Origin of the sequence: Sphingomonas sp. HITSZ_GF (assembly GCF_029543155.1) — a bacterium.
Taxonomy (GTDB): domain Bacteria; phylum Pseudomonadota; class Alphaproteobacteria; order Sphingomonadales; family Sphingomonadaceae; genus Sphingomonas.
Genome location: NZ_JARQXA010000002.1, coordinates 171,620 through 185,756, shown reverse-complemented (window position 1 = coordinate 185,756; position 14,137 = coordinate 171,620). Strand labels below are relative to the sequence as shown.

Here is a 14,137-nt window from a genome sequence, read left to right as displayed (position 1 = left end):
CGGTTCGACTCACAGGCGATGTAGGATATGGCGAGCGCGGAAACAAATGCGGAAGCGCTGGCGCTGCAAGCACTTGTGTGGACACTGGGCGACGAATCGCGGGCGCGGCGGCTGCTCGACCTGACCGGGCTCGATCCTTCCGAGCTGCGCGCGCGGGCCGGCGAAGCGACGCTGCTCGCCGCCACGCTTTCGTTCCTCGAATCCTATGAACCCGATCTTGTCGCCTGCGCCGAGGCACTCGACATAGGCCCCGAACAACTGGTCGCCGCCCGGGCGACGCTGGAAAGACCATGAAGCCGCTGCTGATCACCGATTGCGACGAAGTCCTGCTCCATATGGTCCGCCATTTCGGCCATTGGCTGGGCGAGACCCATGACATCGAGTTCACCCCGGACGGCGCCGACTTCGCCAATTCGATGCGCCGGCGCAGCGATTCGTCGACGATCGAGCGCGAGGAGATGTGGGGGCTGCTCGAGGGCTTCTTCCCCGCCGAGATGGAGCGCCAGACGCTGGTGCCGCATGCCCGCGAGGCGCTGGCGGCGCTGGCGGAGCAGGCCGATATCGTCGTGCTCACCAATCTCCAGGATCATTGCCGCGATCACCGCATCGCCCAGCTCGCCAATCACGGCATCGCGCACCGGGTCGAGTGCAACCAGGGTGGCAAGGGCTCGCCGGTCGCGCGACTGATCGCCGAGTTCCGCCCGAGCGTGACCGTGTTCGTCGACGATCTGGCGGTCCATCACGAATCGGTGGCCAAGCACGCGCCCGAGGTGTTCCGCCTCCACATGGTCGCCGAGCCCAGCCTGGCGCCGAGCGTCGCCAAGGCGGCGCACGCCCATGCCCGAATCGACGACTGGAGCGAAGCGCGCGGCTGGATCGAGGCACGCTTCGCCGCGGGGTTGACCGCCGACGCGGCGAGTGGTTGAGCGAGCGCCATGACCACGCATGTCGATCGCAAGCTCGAAGAGCTCGGCCTCGCCCTTCCCGAAGCTGCGGCGCCCGTCGCCGCCTATGTCCCGGTGGTGGAGGCGAACGGCCTGCTCCACATCTCGGGCCAGCTTCCCTTCAAGGACGGCGCGCTGATGACCGGCCGGCTTGGCGAGGATCGCGACCTCGATTTCGGCGCCGACGCCGCGCAGCGCTGCGCGCTGATGCTGGTCGCGCAGATCAAGAAGTATCTCGACGGCGACCTGTCGCGCGTCGCGCGGATCGTGAAGCTCGGGGTGTTCGTCAATTCGGCCGGTGACTTCACCGATCAGCCCAAGGTCGCCAATGGCGCATCGGAGCTGATGCAGGCGCTGTTCGGCGATGCCGGCAGGCATGCCCGCAGCGCCGTGGGCGTGCCGACGCTGCCGCTCGGCGCGGCAGTCGAAATCGACGCGATCGTCCAGATCCGCTGAATTTTCTCAAAGGCTTGTCGCCTGCCGGTGCGTCCCGGGCTGACAACGCTCGCCTGTGGCCCGCCAGCAACAGTTTGTCACGATCCTGTGACGGAAGAGCAATTAATGTTGTGCGGTGCAGCGCCGTACGCCAAGGAAGCGGGGCAACCGCAAGCAGCGCGGGCCCCGACAGGGCAATCGACGCAGCACCGGTGCAAGCAGGCGGGAACCCTTTTTAGAACCATTGGGAAGGGTATTCCATGCGCTACACGATCATCAGCCTGACCGCGCTCGCGGTTGCTTCTGCCGCCACGCCGGCGATGGCTCAGGATCAGACCGATCCGGCACCCGCTATTACCGTCAGCGGCAGCGTCGGCGTCGTCAGCGACTACAAGTTCCGCGGCATCTCGCAGACCGATGGCAATTTCGCCGTGCAGGGCGGCATCACCGTCAGCCACGAATCGGGCTTCTACATCGGCACCTGGGGCTCCTCGATCGATGACTATGTCACGGTCCATGGCACGGCCCATCAGGAGCTCGACCTGATCGCCGGCTACAAGAAGAGCTTCGATGGCGTCACCGTCGATGTCGGCGCCGTCTATTACGTCTATCCGGGCACGCGCCTGAGCGGCGACACCAGCGCCTCGGACTTCATCGAGCCCTATCTCTCGGTGGCCTATTCGGTCGGCCCGGTCACCGGCAAGGTCACCGGCAACTATGCGCCGAAGCAGAAGGCGCTGGCGATCGACCAGGGCCTGACCGGCGCGTTCAAGAAGGAAGACAATTTCTACCTGGCCGGCGATCTTTCGGTCGCGATCCCGAACACGCCGATCGGCCTCACCGGCCATCTCGGCCACACCTGGGGTCCGAGCTGGCTGTCGGGCCCGACCGACGAGTACACCGACTGGTCGATCGGCGCGACCGCGACCTGGAAGTCGCTGACCTTCGGCGTCTCCTATGTCGACACCGACACCTTCTTCTACACGCCGAGCGGCAAGGACGTCGCCAAGGGTGGCGTCATCGGCTCGGTGAGCGTCGCCTTCTAAAAGTTGGGGGGAAGGGGAGCGCCTCGCGCGCTCCCCGCCATACGGAAACGCCGGCCTGGAGGGGGATCCAGGCCGGCGTTTCTTATTTGGGGCAAGTCTTATTTGGGGCAGGGCGAGGCGCCGCCGGGGCGGCGCGGTGCCGCTGCGCTTATTGCGGGGTGCTGGCCTTGGCGTCCTTGCCGTCGCCTTCGGGCGCCGCGACGATGTCGCGCGTGGTGGTGCCCTTGTCGACGACGGTGGTGCCGGGGCTGCCCGCGGTCGAGCGAGCGCTCTGGTCGGCGCCGGTGCTGCCCGAGCTGTCGAGGACGGCCTGCTCGCCGGGGCTGCGCGCCGCGGAGCCGCCGAACATCGCGTCGAGCGCCTGGTTGGCCGGGTTGCCTTCCTGCGGGCGCGGGGCGCCCGGCTGCGGCGGCACCAGCGAGAAATCGGGCGGGATCACCAGCGGCGCCTGGCGGGCGACGGCGAACTCGTCCGGACGGGCGCGATCATAGCCCTTCTTCGAGCAGGCGGAGAGCGAGGCCGCGACGGCAATGCCCGCCGCGATGGTAACGATCTTACGCATTGACTTCATTCTCCACAGCGGCCGGGCTCTCGCCTGCGGCCTTATCGCGCACGAGGAGCGCGCGGATCAACAGGATCAGCACGCCGATGGTAATCGCCGCATCGGCGACGTTGAAGACCAAAAACGGGCGCCATGTCCCGAAATGCAGGTCGGCGAAATCGACGACGAAGCCGAGGCGGGCACGATCGAGGATGTTGCCCAGCGCACCGCCCAGCACCATGCCGAGCGCGCAGACATCGGGCAGCTTCTTCTCGCGGAACATCCACCAGATCACGCCCGCGGCAATCGCGCCGGTGAGCAGCACCAGCATCCAGCGGGTGGCGTCGCTGTTCGCGGCGAACAGGCCGAGCGACACGCCGATATTGGCGACGAAGCGCAGGTCGAAGATCGGCAGGATCTCCTGGACATGGTTGAGCCCGTCCAGGCCGAGCTTCTGCTGGATCAGCGACTGGACGAACGCCAGATCGACGCCGAGCGCGCGCACGACCAGCAGCTTCGTCACCTGATCGATGACGAAAACCAGGGCCGCCACGGCAAAGCCGATTCCACGAGTCACGTTCATTCCACCACCCCGGCACAGCGGTCGCACAAGGCGCCGTCCTGCGCAACTTCCGGGAGATGCCGCCAACAGCGGCCGCATTTATGGCGCTGGGTGGGCACGACGGTGACCGTTTCGCCCTTCGTCACCTGCGAGACGATGAACAGCTCGGTGAGATCCTCTGCCGATGCCGGCAGATCGGGCACGGTCACTTCGGCTTCCAGGCTCGATCGGACCTGCTTCTCGCGGCGATAGGGCTCGATCGCCTCGGTCACCTGCTGGCGCAGCGCGCGGATCGCGATCCAGTCGCTCTGCGTGGTCGCGCCCTCGGGCAGCACCGGCCATTCGAGCATGTGGACCGACTCGTCCTCGCTCGGATAGCGCGCCTGCCACACTTCCTCGGCCGTGAAGGCCAGCACCGGCGCCGCATAGCGGACCAGCGCGTGGAACAGCACATCGAGCACGGTGCGATAGGCGCGGCGCTTGGTGCTGGTCTCTGCCTCGCAGTAGAGGCAGTCCTTGCGGATATCGAAGAAGAAGGCCGACAGGTCCTCGTTCATGAAATCCGTCAGCGCGCGGCTGTAGCGGTTGAACTCGAAGCCGTCGGTGGCGCTGCGCAGCTCGGCATCGAGCTCGGCCAGCTTCGCCAGGATATAGCGCTCGAGCTCGGGCATCTCGGCGACGGGCAGCCGCTCGGCCTCGCTGAACCCGTCGAGCGCGCCGAGCAGGTAGCGGAAGGTGTTGCGGATCTTGCGATAGGCATCGCCGGTGCCGGCAAGCACTTCCTTGCCGATGCGGACGTCCTCGAAATAGTCGGTCTGCGCGACCCAGAGGCGCAGGATGTCCGCGCCGCTTTCGCCGATGATCTTGAGCGGATCGACGACGTTGCCGAGCGACTTGGACATTTTCCGGCCGTTGCCGTCGAGCGCGAAGCCGTGGGTCAGCACTGCGTCATAGGGCGCGCGCCCGCGTGTGCCGGAGCTTTCGAGCAGCGACGACTGGAACCAGCCGCGATGCTGGTCCGAACCCTCAAGGTACAGGTCCGCCCGCGTGCCGACGCCGTACCGCGCCTCGATCACGAAGCTGTGGGTCGAGCCCGAATCGAACCAGACGTCGAGAATGTCGGTGATCACCTCATAGTGGGCGAGGTCGTATTTCTCGCCCAGCAGCTGCTGGTGATCGGCCTGGAACCAGGCATCGGCGCCGCCGGTGGTGAAGGCCTCGAGGATACGGGCATTCACTTCGGGATCGCGGAGATATTCGCCGGTCTGGCGGTGGACATAAAGCGCGATCGGCACGCCCCAGGCGCGCTGGCGGCTGATCACCCAGTCCGGGCGCCCCTCGACCATCGCGCGGATGCGGTTCTGCGCCTTTTCGGGCACCCAGCGGGTGTTCTCGATCGCATCGAGCGCAATGCCGCGCAGGGTGGCGCCGTTGCCATTCGCCGTCATCCCGGCGGAAGCCGGGATCTCGTGCGGCTCTTGTCCCGCGCCTTCGCCTGAGATCCCGGCTTGCGCCGGGATGACGGCTTGGGGCCGGTCCATCGGGATGAACCATTGCGGGGTGCAGCGGAAGATCACCTTGGCCTTGGAGCGCCAGCTATGCGGATAGCTGTGGGTGAAGTCGTCCGACGCGGCGAGCAGTGCGCCGGCTTCGCGCAGGTCGGTGCAGATCGGGCCGTCCGACGCGGTGAACTTCTTGTTGATCACCGATCCCTGGCCGCCGAGCCACAGCCAGTCCGCGCGGTACATGCCCGCCGCATCGACCGCGAACACCGGATCGATGCCATTGGCCTTGCAGAGCAGGAAGTCGTCCTCGCCGTGATCCGGCGCCATATGGACGAGGCCGGTACCCGCGTCGGTGGTGACAAAGTCGCCGGCGAGCAGCGGACGCGGCTTGGCGAAGAAGCCGCCGAGCTTGTGCATGGGGTGGCGGGCGATGGCGCCGGCGAGCTTTTCGCCCGAGATGCGCGACGCGCTTTCGCTCAGCGCCGATACGTGCGTGACCACATTAGTCACGCCGAAGGTGCTCAGGTCGAGGCGATTGGCTTCAGACGAGACGCGGCGCTCGAAAGCTTCAATCAAATCATGCGCAATGAGGAAGCGGCTGTCATCGACGGCTTTGCCCAGCCCAAAGTGCGCATTCAACGCTGCAAGTGCTGCGGCTCGATCGCCTTCGTTGACTTCGAAATAGACGACACAGGCCGTGTATTCGACTTCCGGCCCGTACGCCAAAGCCTGGTTCACCGGGATCGTCCACGGCGTGGTCGTCCAGATCACCGCATGCGCGCCGACCAGCTCGGGGGCGTTGGGCGCCTCGACGATCTCGAACGCCACGTCGATCTGCGTCGAGGTGATGTCCTCATATTCGACTTCGGCCTCAGCCAGTGCGGTCTTCTCGACCGGGGACCACATCACCGGCTTGGCGCCGCGATAGAGCTGGCCGCTCTCGGCGAACTTGAGCAGCTCGCCGGCGATGATCGCCTCGCTCTCATAGTTCATCGTGAGGTACGGGTTGGTCCAGTCGCCCATCACGCCCAGCCGCTCGAACTGCTCGCGCTGCACGCCGACCCATTTCTCGGCATAGGCACGGCATTCGGCGCGGAAGGCGACGGGATCGACTTCGTCCTTGTTGAGCTTCTTGGCGCGATAGGCCTCTTCGACCTTCCACTCGATCGGCAGGCCGTGGCAGTCCCAGCCCGGGATATAGGGCGCGTCCTTGCCCATCAGGCTCTGCGAGCGGACGATGATGTCCTTGAGGACCTTGTTCATCGCATGGCCCATGTGAATGTCGCCATTCGCATAGGGCGGGCCATCGTGCAGGATGAAGCGGGTGCGGCCGGCACGCTGCGCGCGCAGCTTGTCGTACAGCCCGATCTGCGCCCAGCGCGCGAGGATGGCAGGCTCCTTCTGGGCGAGGCCTGCCTTCATGGGGAACTCGGTCTTCGGAAGGAAGACGGTGTCGCGGTAGTCTTTTTCGTCGCTCATGAGTGCGCGGGAATTAGAGGAAGCGGCCCCACATGCAAAGCAGATGTTGGAGCGGCGATTTACCACCAATATGGGGAACCCTCGCCGGGCTCGCGAGTCGGTATCCCATGATGATCCATGTTAAGCGAGCTGCCGCGCCTGAAGTGGATGAAATCGCCGAACTGGCCGGCCAACATATGCTCTTGCCCGAGGCGGAGGCCCTTGCGCGCATCGATGCGCAGGTGACGCGAGCCACCGACGAATCACGCTGGGACGATGTCAGCAAATGGCACCGGGTGAAGTTCCGGCTGATCCGGCTGCACCAGCAGCAGGCGCGCGATTCGGGCTAACCTAGGATCGCGCGCGCCTTCGCCGCATCGAGGTCCATCTGCACCTTGAGCGCTTCCAGCGAATCGAACTTCGCCTCGGGGCGCAGATAGTCGATCAGCTGCACTTCGATCGCTTGGCCGTAGAGATCGCCCGAGAAGTCGAAAAAGAAGGGCTCGAGCAACTCGACCGGCGGCTCGAAGGTGGGGCGGATGCCCAGGCTCGCCACGCCGCCCGGCACACGCCCGTCGGCCAGCCGCCCGCGCACCGCATAGATGCCGTAGGCCGGGCGCAGATAATTGGCCATGCTGAGATTGGCGGTGGGGAAGCCGAGCGTGCGGCCGACCTGGTCGCCATGCTGGACCACGCCTTCGATCGTGAACGGCCGGGTGAGCAGCCGCGCCGCCTCGGCCGGCCGGCCTTCGCGCAGATGCGTGCGAATCCGGCTCGACGAGACCGTCTCGCCGTCGAGCTGCACCGGCGCCACCGTCTCTGCGGTGAAGCCCAGTTCTGCGCCGAGCGTGGCGAGCGTCGCCACATCGCCCTCGCGCCCCTTGCCGAAGGTGAAGTCACCGCCGGTCACCACGCCGGCCGCGCCGATGCAGTCGCGCAGCCGCTCCTCGGCAAAGGCGCGGGCGCTGAGCGCGGCCAGCTCGGCGTTGAACGGGAAGACGAGCATCGCGTCGACGCCCGCCTCCGCGAGCAGGCGCTGGCGCTGGTCCATGGTGGTGAGGCGGAACCAGGGGCTGTCCGGGCGGAAATAGCGCTGCGGATGCGGATCGAAGGTGCCGACGATCGCCGGCCGCCCCTCGGCGCGCGCCCGCGCCACCGCATGGCCGACCACTGCCTGATGCCCCAGGTGAAATCCGTCGAAATTGCCGAGCGCGACGATCGCGCCCCGATAGCGGGGCGGAACCGGCGCGCCGCCGTCGAGACGCTCCATGCGGCGGGCTATAGGGGAAGCGTTGCTGCAATCAAATCCTCCCCGAGCTTGTCTCGGGGAGGGGGACCGCGACGCATAGCGTCGGGGTGGAGGGGCGCGCCGGGCACCGGCGCGTTGCGCCGGCCCCTCCACCACCGAGCTGCGCTCGGCGGTCCCCCTCCCCCAGCGAGCTGGGGGAGGAACTATTTGGCAGGCACGATCCCCGCGCGGATGACGCGGAGCACATTGCCGCCCATCACCTTGCGGATCTCGTCGGCGGAGAGCCCGGCATCGAGCAGGCCCTGGGTGATCGCGATGATCTGCGACGAATCCCAGCCGGTGGTCACCGCCCCGTCGAAATCCGATCCCAGCCCGACATGGTCGATGCCGACGAGCTGGCGCACATGGAGGATCGCGCGGACGACATTGGCAGGCTCGGTGCCGCACACCGCCGCGTCCCAATAGCCTATGCCGACGACACCACCGGTGCGCGCCACGCCCTTGATCTCGTCGTCGGTCAGGTTGCGGTTGACCTTGCAGGTCGCCTGGACGCCGCCATGGCTGGAGACGACCGGGCGCTTCGCCATCCTGAGGATCTCGGCGACGGTCTCGTGGCTCGAATGGGCGATGTCGACGATCATGCCGAGCTGCTCCATCCGCGCCACCACCTGGCGGCCGAGCGGGGTGAGTCCGCCCTTGTGGACGCCGTGCATCGATCCGGCGACTTCATTGTCGAAGAAATGCGCCATGCCGGCCATGCGGAAGCCGGCGCCGTAGAGCGTGTCGAGGTTGGAGAGATTGCCCTCCATGTCCTGTAGCCCCTCGATCGAGAGCATGCCGCCGACGACCTTCTTGCCCGCCGCGCGATCTGAGAGGAGCAGGTCAAGGTCTGCCGCGGTGCGGATCACGCGCAGCTTGCCGTTCGAACCCGCGGCGGCGCGATCGAGCTTGCGGGCGTGGAACAGCGAGCGCTCGAGCAGCGAGGTCCAGGTCTTGGGCGGCTGAAGCTGCGCGATGGTCAGCAGCGTGATGTTGTCGGTGTCGCCCGGGTTCGAATCGTAATTCTGGTGCTTCGGGGTCTTGGTGACCGAGGAGAAGACCTGGAGCGTATAGTTGCCGGCGAGCAGGCGCGGCAGATCGACTTGCCCGGTGTTCGAGCGATCGAGCAGGTTGCGGCGCCACATCAGCGTGTCGGCATGCATGTCGGCGATCTGCAGGCTGGCATGGAGCTGCTTCGCCGCGGCGCTCGGCCGGGCGAGCTTCACCGGCACCACCTTGTTCATCCCGCCTTCGACGATCCCCGGGGCGAAGCCGAAAAAGCCGATCGCGGCCAGCGCCAGCACGATCAGCACCCCCCAGAGGATCTTCTTCTTCATCCCGTCCGCTCCAGCGTCACGAAGCTGTAGGCAGGGCGCCCCGCTTCTTGCGCGAAATCCTCGCGCGCGCTTCCGCTTAGAGCAAGAGCGTTATGCGTTCAGATTTGAGCGGTCGAGAAATTGGAGAAACTGAGCCCTGCCGATGCACGTCGCTTTAAGGCATCAATCGCTGCCATTCTACGGTCAGCAATGATTTGTGGGCGCTTTGGAAGGAATTCCCAAATGCGGAAATTCGCTTCATTATCTTTCCCGTCAGCGATCCCCTCGCTGATTATTTGACTATCCCAATCGGACTGGTCGCCTAGCCAAGCTTCCCGGAAAAACGTGTCTGCGTCAGGCACTTCTTTGTCCACGAGCGTGATCAGATAGCGATCGACGTACGGCGAGAACTGCTCGTACATGCTGGCGCCGCCGACAATGAAAACCTCTTTTTTCTTAGGTGCGCGCGAAGCGGCTACGAGAGCCTCATCAATCGCTCCAACTGCGGAGCACTCAGCTGTTGTCGGAAAAAGCGAAAAGCCGTGTGTTACAACGATATTCGTACGCCTAGGCAATGCGCCGCCCAATGAATCGTATGTTTTACGACCCATAATGACCACCTGATCAAGCGTTTGGCGACGGAAAAACTGCAGATCGCTACGGATGCGCCAAGGCAGGTGATTCCCGGCGCCGATTGCACCTGCGGCGTTCATTGCAACGATGGATGTTAGCTGGCGCATACGCTCACTCTGTCCCCTTGCCAAAGCTTTGACACATGGGAGTCTCTCAGGGAATCCCTCGGACAAAATTTCGTTGCGAGCGAATGTGTCGAACGGTTGTGTATAAGCTGTGGATGGATCGTCCGGAGATTGCGCGAGGATAAGTAGGGCTATTCCGCCGCCGAGCTGCCCTTGCCGTACATGGCGCGCCACTGGGGGGCATAACGCAGATCGCGGATGCCGATGCCGTGATAGGGATTGGGGCTGCGGGTCTGCAGCGCTTGGGGCAGATCGAGCGTGAAGATGTGGATCTGCGCCTTGCCCAGCCCCAGCGCGGCATAGGCCGGCGCGATCAGGTTGGCGGTGTTCTCGCGGGCATTATAGGCGGCCTGCCAGCGCGCGATCGGCGTGGCGCTGGGCTCGGAGAGCCAGGGCGCGGGGTGCGAATCGGCGCCGGTCGAGTCCCAGGGGCTGGAGAAGAGCACGACGCGGCGGACCTTGTGACGCTTGGCGATCCAGGCCGCCATGCCCGCGCCCTGCGACAGGCCCGAGACGAGGATGTTGCCCCAGCGCGGCGCGTCGCCATCGAGATAGCGGCCCCAGCCTTCGCCCGGATAGTCATGGTCGAGCTTGCGCAATGTCGAAACCAGCCGCGCATCGATCGATTCGGCGGCGCTGTTCTGCACGGCCTTCGACTTGCCCGTGCCCTGGATGCGCATCTCGCGGAAATCGCCCGAGCAGGCGGGGTCGGGATCGCGCGGGCATTTGCCGACCACGGCCGGGCTGTCATTGTACATCAGCGACAGCACCCGGTAGCCCTGCTGGGCGACAACGCGGAGCAGGGGGCCGTTGCCCGGAATGCCGTTGGTGCCGGGAAGGAAGATCGCGAGCGGCGCATCGGCGGGCAGGCCGGGCGGCGCGATCGCCACGCTTGGATCGTCGAACGCCCCGATCGCCGGGTCCGCCTCGGAAGGGATGACCTGATGCACGGCCGGGCCCGCGTCCGTCTGCCCCGTCAGGGAAAGCAGGAGCAGGGCCGTCAGCCGCTTCATACCGCTACGGGCGCCTTGATGTGCGGCTGGGCGACGTAGTCGTGGATCACGAAATCCTCATAGTCATAGTCACTGATCGATGCCGGTTTCCGCAGGATTTCCAGCCGCGGCGCCGGCCCCGGAGTGCGGCTCAGCTGCTCGCGGGCCTGGTCGAGATGGTTCGAATAGAGGTGGCAGTCGCCGCCGGTCCAGATGAAGTCGCCCACCTCGAGCCCGGTCTGCTGGGCGAGGATATGGGTGAGCAGTGCGTAGCTGGCGATGTTGAACGGCACGCCCAGGAAGATGTCGGCGCTGCGCTGGTAGAGCTGCAGGCTCAGCTTGCCGTTCGCTACATGGCACTGGAACAGGCAGTGGCACGGTGCCAGCGCCATGGCGTGGAGGTCGCCCGGGTTCCAGGCCGAGATGACCATGCGGCGCGAATGCGGCGTGGTCTTTAGCATCTCGATCAGCTCGGCGATCTGGTCGATATGGCGACCGTCCGTCGCCTCCCAGTCGCGCCACTGCTTGCCATAGACCGGGCCGAGCTCGCCCGCCTCGTCGGCCCATTCGTTCCAGATGCTGACCTTGCGCTCCTGCAGCCACTTCACATTGGTGTCGCCACGCAGGAACCAGAGCAGCTCGATGATGATCGAGCGCAGGTGCAGCTTCTTGGTGGTGAGCAGCGGGAAGCCCGCCGACAGGTCGAAGCGCATCTGGTGGCCGAACACGCTGCGGGTGCCGGTGCCGGTGCGGTCCATCTGCTCGGCACCCTGGGTGAGCGCGCGTTCCATCAGGTCGAGATATTGCTGCATGCCGCCAGCCTAGCCCCGGGCCCACGCGCCGCCAAGCTGTGGATGACATGTCCGTTGTGGACGAATACCGCGCCACTCCGGACGCGGTAGCGTTTCGACGCAGCGGTGCGCAGTGGCAGGGACGGGGCGATGGCTTCCGGAACGCCTCATCCCTGGCGGTTGCGCGATCCGCAAGCCGCGGGCGACCTGTTCGCCCCGCTCGCGCGCGAGCCGGTAGAGGTGCTGGCATTCGTCTATCTGGGTGTGGAGCAACAGGTGCTGGGGATGCGCCATGTCCGCTCGCGGCACCGCGACCGGCTCGATCTGCCGATCCGCGCGATCGCGGCGGACGCGCTCGCCTTCGACGCCACCGCGCTGGTGATGGCGCACAACCACCCGAGCGGCGATCCCACGCCCAGCGAAGCGGATCGGGAGGCGACGCGCCGGCTCGCCCGCGCGCTCGATCCGCTCGGGGTGCAGCTGCTCGATCACCTGGTGGTCGCCGCGCGCGGCATCACCAGCTTCCGGAGCCTAGGGTTCCTTTGAGTCGGTCGGCACGCTGGCCGGCGTTGCGGTCTTGCCGCTCTTGCAGGCGCGGATCGCGCTCGGCTCGGGCCGATCGCCCTTTGCCTCGAAAATCGCGATATAACCGCCGGCGGACGGCATCGGCTTGATCGAGACCAGCGAATAGCCGACCGCGGCGAACTCGCATTTGAGCAGCTCGGGCGGGGTGCCATGCAGCTCGGTCGGCCGGTTGGCGTCGACCACCACGACCTGGCCGCCGGGGTTGAGCAGTGCGGGGCGCAGCCGCCACAGGAATTCGTAGGGGCTCTCGATCTCATGGTACATGTGCACCATGAGCACGCGATCGAAGCTGTCCTCGGGCAGGCGCGGATCGGCGGGCAGGCCGAGGCGCACGCTGACATTGTCGAGCCGCTCGCGGATCACGCGGCCGGCGAGCTTCTGGATCGTGTCGGGCACGATGTCCTCGGCGACGACACGGCCCTTCTTGCCGACGCGCTGGCCCAGGCGGATCGTGTAATAGCCCTCGCCCGCGCCGATATCGGCGACGGTCATGTCCGGCTTGATCCCGGCCAGGTCCATCACCTGCGCCGCTTCGTTGAGCCGGTCGCGCGCTTCCTCGGTCGACCAGCGCGGCGACAGGATCGAGGCGACCGGCCGGTCGGCGGCGGGGAAGCCGTTATTGGTCGACGGCGCGCTCTGCTGCTTGTTGTCGATCACCGGCGCGCCGTTGCAGGCGGCCAGTGCGATCGTCAGCAACAGGGCGGGGCCGGTTCTCAATCGACATCCTCCACTTCGACCGTCTCGCCGGTCACGCGCTGGGATAGCGCGGCGGCCATGAACGCGTCGAGGTCTCCATCGAGCACATCCGAAGGTGCAGTGGAAGTCACGCCGGTGCGCAGGTCCTTCACCAGCTGATAGGGCTGGAGGACATAGGAGCGGATCTGGTGGCCCCAGCCGATATCGGTCTTGGTCGCGTTGGTCGCGTTGGCCGCGGCCTCGCGCTCGGCCAGTTCGCGCTCGTAAAGGCGGGCACGCAGCTGGTTATAGGCCTCGGCCTTGTTCTTGTGCTGCGAGCGCTGGTTCTGGCACTGCACGACGATGCCGGTCGGCAAGTGGGTGATGCGCACCGCCGAATCGGTGGTGTTGATGTGCTGGCCGCCCGCGCCCGATGCGCGATAGGTGTCGATGCGCAGCTCGCTCTCGTTGATCTCGACTTCGATATTGTCGTCGATCACCGGATAGACCCACACCGAGGAGAAGCTGGTGTGGCGGCGCGCGGCGCTGTCATAGGGCGAGATGCGGACGAGGCGGTGCACGCCGCTCTCGGTCTTGGCATAGCCATAGGCATTCTCGCCCTTGATCAGCAGCGTCGCCGACTTGATGCCCGCCTGCTCGCCGGCGTGGAAGTCGACCAGCTCGACCTTGAGGCCGTGGCGCTCGGCCCAGCGCGTGTACATGCGTTGGAGCATGCCCGCCCAGTCGTTGCTTTCGGTGCCGCCGGCGCCCGAGTTGATCTCGACATAGGTGTCGTTGGCGTCGGCCTCGCCCGAGAGCAGGGCCATCACCTTGTCCTTCTCGGCGCGCTCCGCCAGCGCGGCGAGGCTGGCGGTGGCTTCGCTCGCCATTTCCTCGTCGCCTTCGGCCTCGGCCATCTCGATCAGCTCGGCGGTGTCGTTGAGCTCGGTCTCGATCGCGCGCGTGGCCCCGATCGCCTCGTCGAGGCGGCGGCGCTCGCGCATCACGTCCTGGGCCTGCTTGGCGTCGTTCCACAGAGTCGGGTCCTCGACGCGCGCATTGAGCTCGTCGAGCCGGCGCAGCGCGCGGTCCCAATCGAGGAACCGGCGGAGCAGCGCGAGCGACTCCTTGATGTTGTCGACATGAGCCTGCGCTTCGGCGCGCATATTCAGTAACTCCAAATCTTTCCGTCATCCCGGCGAAAGCCGGGATCTCGTGCCTCGGGCTTCAACGGCCTGAGA

Annotated in this window: 16 protein-coding genes; 6 read left to right on the top strand and 10 right to left on the bottom strand. The window is 66.2% G+C overall.

The genetic code is table 11. The features are described from left to right. The first annotated feature begins 27 nt into the window (after positions 1-27). From P6144_RS06620 to P6144_RS06605, 4 genes are all read left to right on the top strand, one after another. Positions 28-294: a DUF3572 domain-containing protein gene (locus tag P6144_RS06620; protein ID WP_277766948.1), complete on the top strand. Its 267-nt coding sequence runs from the start codon at positions 28-30 to the stop codon at positions 292-294. Beyond that, positions 291-926, top strand: coding sequence for an HAD family hydrolase (locus tag P6144_RS06615; RefSeq protein ID WP_277766947.1), 636 nt, complete (start codon positions 291-293; stop codon positions 924-926). The genes P6144_RS06620 and P6144_RS06615 overlap by 4 nt, the downstream gene beginning before the upstream one ends. Before the next feature lie 9 nt (positions 927-935). Continuing rightward, on the top strand, positions 936-1,400 hold the full coding sequence (locus tag P6144_RS06610; protein WP_277766946.1) for a RidA family protein: 465 nt from the start codon (positions 936-938) through the stop codon (positions 1,398-1,400). A 239-nt stretch (positions 1,401-1,639) separates the two neighbouring features. Next, positions 1,640-2,425 (top strand): TorF family putative porin, encoded by a 786-nt coding sequence (locus P6144_RS06605; RefSeq protein ID WP_277766945.1) that lies wholly within the window; start codon positions 1,640-1,642, stop codon positions 2,423-2,425. Between the two features lie 148 nt (positions 2,426-2,573). Here the strand turns inward: P6144_RS06605 and P6144_RS06600 are convergent, their stop codons facing one another. From P6144_RS06600 to P6144_RS06590, 3 genes are read right to left on the bottom strand one after another with little or no spacing between them, the layout of a single operon-like run. Next, positions 2,574-2,987 carry a DUF3035 domain-containing protein gene (locus P6144_RS06600; RefSeq protein WP_277766944.1) on the bottom strand — a complete coding sequence of 138 codons (414 nt, stop codon included), beginning with the start codon at positions 2,985-2,987 and terminating at the stop codon, positions 2,574-2,576. Next, a complete protein-coding gene (lspA, locus tag P6144_RS06595; RefSeq protein ID WP_277766943.1) occupies positions 2,980-3,549 on the bottom strand; it encodes a signal peptidase II in 570 nt (189 codons plus the stop codon). The genes P6144_RS06600 and lspA overlap by 8 nt, the downstream gene beginning before the upstream one ends. After that, on the bottom strand, positions 3,546-6,512 hold the full coding sequence (locus P6144_RS06590; RefSeq protein WP_277766942.1) for an isoleucine--tRNA ligase: 2,967 nt from the start codon (positions 6,510-6,512) through the stop codon (positions 3,546-3,548). The genes lspA and P6144_RS06590 overlap by 4 nt, the downstream gene beginning before the upstream one ends. Before the next feature lie 107 nt (positions 6,513-6,619). Here P6144_RS06590 and P6144_RS06585 point away from each other — a divergent pair, with 107 nt between their 5' ends. Next, complete coding sequence (locus P6144_RS06585) at positions 6,620-6,841, top strand: hypothetical protein (RefSeq protein WP_277766941.1); 222 nt, start codon at positions 6,620-6,622, stop codon at positions 6,839-6,841. Here P6144_RS06585 and P6144_RS06580 read toward each other — a convergent pair. The 5 genes from P6144_RS06580 to P6144_RS06560 all read right to left on the bottom strand — a co-directional run bounded on the left by P6144_RS06580 (position 6,838) and on the right by P6144_RS06560 (position 11,657). Further along, positions 6,838-7,761 carry a bifunctional riboflavin kinase/FAD synthetase gene (locus P6144_RS06580; protein ID WP_277766940.1) on the bottom strand — a complete coding sequence of 308 codons (924 nt, stop codon included), beginning with the start codon at positions 7,759-7,761 and terminating at the stop codon, positions 6,838-6,840. The two genes, P6144_RS06585 and P6144_RS06580, sit on opposite strands and share 4 nt — an antisense overlap. 182 nt (positions 7,762-7,943) lie before the next feature. Continuing rightward, entirely contained in the window at positions 7,944-9,116 is a 1,173-nt protein-coding gene (locus P6144_RS06575) for a dipeptidase (protein ID WP_277766939.1), read from the bottom strand. 98 nt (positions 9,117-9,214) lie between these two features. Beyond that, positions 9,215-9,835, bottom strand: a complete 621-nt coding sequence (locus P6144_RS06570) for a dihydrofolate reductase (protein ID WP_277766938.1) — start codon at positions 9,833-9,835, stop codon at positions 9,215-9,217. A 149-nt stretch (positions 9,836-9,984) separates the two neighbouring features. Continuing rightward, complete coding sequence (locus tag P6144_RS06565; protein WP_277766937.1) at positions 9,985-10,803, bottom strand: hypothetical protein; 819 nt, start codon at positions 10,801-10,803, stop codon at positions 9,985-9,987. A gap of 59 nt (positions 10,804-10,862) precedes the next feature. Then, on the bottom strand, positions 10,863-11,657 hold the full coding sequence (locus P6144_RS06560) for a thymidylate synthase (protein WP_277766936.1): 795 nt from the start codon (positions 11,655-11,657) through the stop codon (positions 10,863-10,865). A 159-nt stretch (positions 11,658-11,816) separates the two neighbouring features. Here P6144_RS06560 and P6144_RS06555 point away from each other — a divergent pair, with 159 nt between their 5' ends. Continuing rightward, positions 11,817-12,182, top strand: coding sequence for a JAB domain-containing protein (locus tag P6144_RS06555; protein ID WP_277766935.1), 366 nt, complete (start codon positions 11,817-11,819; stop codon positions 12,180-12,182). Here the strand turns inward: P6144_RS06555 and P6144_RS06550 are convergent. After that, on the bottom strand, positions 12,168-12,920 hold the full coding sequence (locus P6144_RS06550) for a class I SAM-dependent methyltransferase (RefSeq protein WP_277767415.1): 753 nt from the start codon (positions 12,918-12,920) through the stop codon (positions 12,168-12,170). The genes P6144_RS06555 and P6144_RS06550 overlap by 15 nt on opposite strands. Positions 12,921-12,934: 14 nt before the next feature. Then, complete coding sequence (gene prfB, locus P6144_RS06545) at positions 12,935-14,062, bottom strand: peptide chain release factor 2 (RefSeq protein ID WP_277766934.1); 1,128 nt, start codon at positions 14,060-14,062, stop codon at positions 12,935-12,937. Positions 14,063-14,137: the final 75 nt, after the last annotated feature.

Coding starts and splice junctions, on each gene's coding strand:
- P6144_RS06620 (WP_277766948.1), top strand. CDS start 28: ATGGCGAGCGCGGAAACAAATGCGGAAGCGCTGGCGCTGCAAGCACTT.
- P6144_RS06615 (WP_277766947.1), top strand. CDS start 291: ATGAAGCCGCTGCTGATCACCGATTGCGACGAAGTCCTGCTCCATATG.
- P6144_RS06610 (WP_277766946.1), top strand. CDS start 936: ATGACCACGCATGTCGATCGCAAGCTCGAAGAGCTCGGCCTCGCCCTT.
- P6144_RS06605 (WP_277766945.1), top strand. CDS start 1,640: ATGCGCTACACGATCATCAGCCTGACCGCGCTCGCGGTTGCTTCTGCC.
- P6144_RS06600 (WP_277766944.1), bottom strand. CDS start 2,987: ATGCGTAAGATCGTTACCATCGCGGCGGGCATTGCCGTCGCGGCCTCG.
- lspA (WP_277766943.1), bottom strand. CDS start 3,549: ATGAACGTGACTCGTGGAATCGGCTTTGCCGTGGCGGCCCTGGTTTTC.
- P6144_RS06590 (WP_277766942.1), bottom strand. CDS start 6,512: ATGAGCGACGAAAAAGACTACCGCGACACCGTCTTCCTTCCGAAGACC.
- P6144_RS06585 (WP_277766941.1), top strand. CDS start 6,620: ATGATGATCCATGTTAAGCGAGCTGCCGCGCCTGAAGTGGATGAAATC.
- P6144_RS06580 (WP_277766940.1), bottom strand. CDS start 7,761: ATGGAGCGTCTCGACGGCGGCGCGCCGGTTCCGCCCCGCTATCGGGGC.
- P6144_RS06575 (WP_277766939.1), bottom strand. CDS start 9,116: ATGAAGAAGAAGATCCTCTGGGGGGTGCTGATCGTGCTGGCGCTGGCC.
- P6144_RS06570 (WP_277766938.1), bottom strand. CDS start 9,835: ATGCGCCAGCTAACATCCATCGTTGCAATGAACGCCGCAGGTGCAATC.
- P6144_RS06560 (WP_277766936.1), bottom strand. CDS start 11,657: ATGCAGCAATATCTCGACCTGATGGAACGCGCGCTCACCCAGGGTGCC.
- prfB (WP_277766934.1), bottom strand. CDS start 14,062: ATGCGCGCCGAAGCGCAGGCTCATGTCGACAACATCAAGGAGTCGCTC.